The sequence below is a fragment of the Rhodococcus sp. O3 genome, from assembly GCF_048897285.1.
GTDB lineage: Bacteria > Actinomycetota > Actinomycetes > Mycobacteriales > Mycobacteriaceae > Rhodococcus.
Genome location: NZ_JBMBTE010000213.1, coordinates 1 through 4917, shown reverse-complemented (window position 1 = coordinate 4917; position 4917 = coordinate 1). Strand labels below are relative to the sequence as shown.

General features: G+C 70.5%; 4 protein-coding genes and 1 pseudogene. All 5 read right to left on the bottom strand.

From position 1 onward, the window contains the following. The coding region (locus ACN675_RS27615) for a cation:proton antiporter (protein WP_420753852.1) at positions 1 to 247 on the bottom strand (247 nt) is incomplete at its 3' end. 15 nt (positions 248 to 262) lie between these two features. Next, complete coding sequence (locus ACN675_RS27610) at positions 263 to 1135, bottom strand: acyl-CoA thioesterase II (RefSeq protein WP_420753851.1); 873 nt, start codon at positions 1133 to 1135, stop codon at positions 263 to 265. Beyond that, on the bottom strand, positions 1132 to 2553 hold the full coding sequence (pyk, locus tag ACN675_RS27605) for a pyruvate kinase (protein WP_420753850.1): 1422 nt from the start codon (positions 2551 to 2553) through the stop codon (positions 1132 to 1134). Before pyk ends, ACN675_RS27610 begins: the two co-directional genes overlap by 4 nt. A 169-nt stretch (positions 2554 to 2722) precedes the next feature. Further along, positions 2723 to 4192, bottom strand: coding sequence for a glutamate synthase subunit beta (locus ACN675_RS27600; protein ID WP_420753849.1), 1470 nt, complete (start codon positions 4190 to 4192; stop codon positions 2723 to 2725). Then, positions 4185 to 4917, bottom strand: a pseudogene (locus tag ACN675_RS27595) (glutamate synthase subunit alpha); the annotation flags it as partial. The gene ACN675_RS27600 and the pseudogene ACN675_RS27595, both read right to left, overlap by 8 nt.

The following is a 4917-nucleotide window of genomic DNA, read 5'->3' as shown; positions in this document are numbered from 1 at the left end:
ACGGACGCAGCCGGGCGTCGCGGATGGGCACGTGGGTCCCGGCGAGGAACATCACCAGCGCGAAACCGACCTGCGCGACCGCGTCGAGGGTCGGTTCACGCGCGTCGATCCAGCCCAGACCGCTGACTCCGACGACGATCCCGGCGAGCAACTCGCCGAGCACGAGCGGCAGCCGGACACCGCTGCGGGCCGCGGGCAGCGACCCGACGATCGCGACCACCATGACGAGCGCGAGGCTCGCGAACATCGCCGGTGCCGCCGCTCAGCGCCGGGACGGGAAGTGCTTGATGATCCCTTCCTGCACCACGGTGGCGACGAGTTCGCCGTCCAGATTGAAGTAGCGGCCGGTGGCCAGGCCGCGCGATCCGGCGGCGACCGGGGATTCGGTGGCGTACAGGTGCCACTGGTCGAACCGCGGCGGCCGATGGAACCAGATGGAGTGGTTCGCCGTCGCTGCGAAGATCCGGTCCAGACCCCAGGAGAGCCCGTGCGTGGTAAGGATCGAATCGAGGACGGTGGTGTCGGAACTGTAGCCGAGCGCGGCGACGTGCAGCAGCGGATCGTCCGGCAGTTCCCCGTCGGTGCGCATCCACACCCGGTTGTGATTGAGCTTCTCGCCGGTGCCCTTGAGGATCCACGCGGGATCGTTCGCGTACCGCATGTCGATGGGTTTGAGGGCGTTCACGAACCCGGGCAGGTGTTCCTCGTAGCCTTCGAGGTGGTCGCCGATCGGCGGCAGCGCCTCCGGGTACGGCACCTCGGGGACCGTCACCGCGTGTTCGAGTCCCTTGCCCCACTTCTGGTAGGCCGCGAGCATGACGAACAGTTCCTCGTCGCCCTGATAGGCGGTGACCATGCGATTGGCGAAGTCACGCCCGTCCCTGTGCCGCGCGACCCGGTATTCGATGGGTTCCTCGACGTTGCCGCCGCGGATGAAGTGGGCGTTGAGCGCGTGGATCGGCCGGTCACCGGTGGTGCGGCCGGCGGCGACGAGCGCCTGTGCCACGAGCTGTCCGCCGAAGGTCCGCAGGCCGACCTGCGGCGGGTGTGCTCCACGGAAAACGTCCTCCTCGGTCTGCTCGAGATCGAGCAGAGCGAGGAGGACGTCGAGGTCCGTCGCCTCGATACCTGTCAACGAGTGTCCTTTTCCCCCAGCCGGTGCACGTGGATCAGGTTCGTCGAGCCGGAACGTCCCGGAGGGGCACCGGCCACGATCACCACGAGGTCGCCACGCTGATAGCGACCCAACGACAGTAGCGCCGCGTCGACCTGTTCGACCATCTGATCGGTGGTCTGCATCGGTTCGACGGAGAACGTCTCGGTACCCCAGGTCAGCGCGAGCTGGTTGCGGATGGCCGGGACCGGGGTGAACGCGAGCAGCGGCAGGTGGGTGTGCAGGCGCGCGAGCCGGCGCACGGTGTCACCGGACTGGGTGAACGCGACCAGGGCCTTCGCATCGAGGCGCTCACCGATGTCGCGGGCCGCGTAGGAGATGACACCGCGCTTGGTGCGGGGCACGTGGGTCAGTGCGGGCACCTCGGTCGAATCGGATTCGACGGCCGCGATGATGCGGGCCATCGTCCGGACCGTCTCGACCGGGAACTTGCCGACCGAGGTTTCGCCGGAGAGCATCACCGCGTCGGCTCCGTCGAGCACGGCGTTGGCGACGTCGGAGGCCTCGGCTCGGGTGGGCCGCGAGTTCTCGATCATCGACTCGAGCATCTGCGTGGCGACGATGACCGGCTTGGCGTTTTCCCGGGCGATCTGGATCGCCCGCTTCTGAACCAGCGGCACCTCTTCGAGCGGCAGTTCGACGCCGAGGTCGCCGCGGGCGACCATCACCGCATCGAAGGCGAGGACGACGGCTTCGAGATTCTCGATCGCCTCGGGCTTCTCGAGCTTGGCGATGACCGGGACTCGGCGGCCGACACGGTCCATCACCTCGTGCACGAGTTCGATGTCGGCGGGCGAACGCACGAACGACAGGGCGATGAAGTCGACACCGAGCCGGAGCGCGAATTCGAGGTCCTCGATGTCCTTCTGGGACAGGGCGGGCACGGAGATGTTCATCCCCGGCAGCGACACACCCTTGTTGTTGCTGACCGGTCCACCCTCGGTGACGCGGCAGACGACGTCGTTGCCCTCGACCGCTTCGACGACGAGCCCGACCTTGCCGTCGTCCACGAGCAGACGGTCGCCGGGGACGGCGTCCTGCGCGAGTTCCTTGTACGTCGTCGAGACGCGATCGTGGGTGCCGTCGACGTCGTCGACGGTGATCCGCACGACCTCACCGTTGGCCCATTCGGTGCGGCCCTCGGTGAAGCGGCCGAGGCGGATCTTCGGTCCCTGCAGGTCGGCGAGGATGCCCACGGCGTGTCCGCTGGCCTCTGCCGCAGCACGGACCCGGTTGTAGTGGGCCTCGTGCTCCGAGTGTTCTCCGTGGCTGAAGTTGAGTCGGGCCACGTCCATGCCGCCTGCGACGAGTTCCTTGAGGACCTCGGGGTCGGCGGTGGCGGGGCCCATGGTGCAAACGATCTTGGTGCGTCGGGTCACGGGTCGAGCCTAGTCCCCTGACAGCGGGGTGACGACCGCGGTTGGAGGGCGCCGGAACCCAACTCGCGCGTAACTTACGACAACCCGCCGCACGGGACGGGTGGCGCACTGCTCGTGTGAATTGCGCCACGCCGAGCAGTGCTCGAATCGGTGCCTCCGGGCGATGCCCTCAGCCTGTGGTCAGCACTCGCGAATCCGGTGTGACCGGTGCGGGCAACCGGGACCGGCCGGTCAGGTAGGTGTCGACGCCGCGCGCGGCCGCGCGGCCCTCGGCGATCGCCCACACCACGAGCGAGGCACCGCGGTGCGCATCTCCGCACACGAACACTCCCGGTTCGTCGGTCTGCCAGTCGGGACCGCAGTCGAGGGTGCCGCGTGCGGTGGTCGCGGGGCCGTCGTCGAGCAGGGTCCCGGGTCGCACCCCGTCGAATCCGATGGCGAGCAGCGCGAGATCGCACGGGATCTCGAATTCCGCGCCCACCCGCGCGCGGTGTGCGTCGACCTCGGCGACCACCAGTGCCCGCAACCGGCCGTGGTCGTCGCCGACGAACCGCTGCACGCCGACCTCGAAGCGTCGTTCTCCGCCTTCGGCGTGCGCCGGCGTGGTGCGCAGCACCCACGGGACGAGGGGCCACGGGCTGCGGTTCTCGTCGCGGGTGTCGGGGGGCCGGACCCGGTAGTCGAGCTGGGTGATCGACGCGGCGCGGTGGCGGTGCGCGGTGCCGAGGCAGTCGGCGCCGGTGTCGCCGCCACCGATGATCACGACCCGGCGTCCGGCCGCGTGGATCGGGGTGGGGCCGTCGCCTTCGCAGTCGTGGTTGGCGGCGACCAGGTACTCCATGGCCTGGTGCACGCCGGACAGGTCGTGGCCGGGCAGATCCATGTCGCGGGTGGCGCCCGCGCCGACCGCGAGGACCACGGCGTCGAAGTCGGCGCGCAGGCGGGCGAGGGTGGGGTCGGTGCCGACGTCGCAGCCGGTGCGGAACCGGGTGCCTTCGGCGTGCAGTTGCGCGATACGACGGTCGATCAGCGCCTTGTCCATCTTGTAGGCCGGGATGCCGTAGCGGAGCAGCCCACCGAGCCGGTCGTCGCGTTCGAACACGGTCACGGCGTGTCCGGCGCGGGTGAGCTGCTGCGCGGCGGCCAGCCCGGCCGGGCCGGACCCGACGACCGCGACGGACCGTCCGGTGCGGCGCTTCGGCGGTTGCGGGGTGACGGTGCCGTCGGCGAAGGCGTGGTCGGCGATGGCCTGTTCGATCTTCTCGATGGTGACGGCCGCGGCGGGATCGGACAGCGCCAGCACGCAGGCCGATTCGCACGGCGCCGGGCAGATGCGCCCGGTGAACTCGGGGAAGTTGTTCGTCGCGTGCAGGCGGCGGGAGGCCTCGGCCCACAGGTCTCGGCGCACCAGATCGTTCCATTCCGGGATGAGGTTGCCGAGCGGGCATCCGGCGCTGCCGGAGTGGCAGAACGGGATGCCGCAGTCCATGCAGCGGGTGGCCTGGTCGCGGATGAGGCGGTCGTGTTCGGCGGGTGCGATCGGCGCGGCGATCTCCGCCCAGTCGCGGGTGCGCTCCCCGACCGGCCGGTGCGGTGGTTCGATCCTGCGGTACCGCAGGAAGCCGCGGGGGTCAGCCACCGCCCGCTCCCGCGGTGGCGGGTTCGCTGCGCTGCTCGGCGGCCCGCACCCGCGCGTAGTCGACCGGCAGGATCGTGGTGAATCGCGCTGCGGCACAAGGCCAGTGGACGAGCAGCGCGGCGGCGATCGGGGATCCGGTGCGGTCGCGGTGGGCCGCCAGCAGTTTCCGGAGCGGTTCGAGGTCGCCGGGTTCGACCGCGGTCAGGTGCACCGAGTCCCGGTTGACGCGGACCGGGTCGAGGTCGAGCACGTGCGCGAGACCACCGGACATGCCGGCGGCGAGGTTGCGCCCGGTGGCGCCGAGGATCACCACCCTCCCCCCGGTCATGTATTCGCACGCGTGGTCGCCGGCGCCCTCGCACACCGCGTCGGCGCCGGAGTTGCGCACCGCGAAGCGTTCGCCGACGCGTCCGCGCAGGAACACCTCCCCGCTCGTCGCCCCGTACAGCAGGGTGTTTCCGGCGATGATCTGCGTGTGCGCCGCGAAGTGGGCGGTCGGGTCGGGTCGCACGACGACACGTCCGCCGGACAGACCCTTGGCGACGTAGTCGTTGGCATCGCCGGTGACGGTGATCGTGATGCCGGGCGGGAGGAACGCACCGAGGGACTGGCCGGCGCTGCCGCGCAACTCGACGCGGACGGTGTCGTCGGGCAGGCCGGCCCGCCCGTGACGGGCGGTGATCTCGGCGCCCAGCAGGGTACCGACGGTGCGGTCGGTGTTGCGC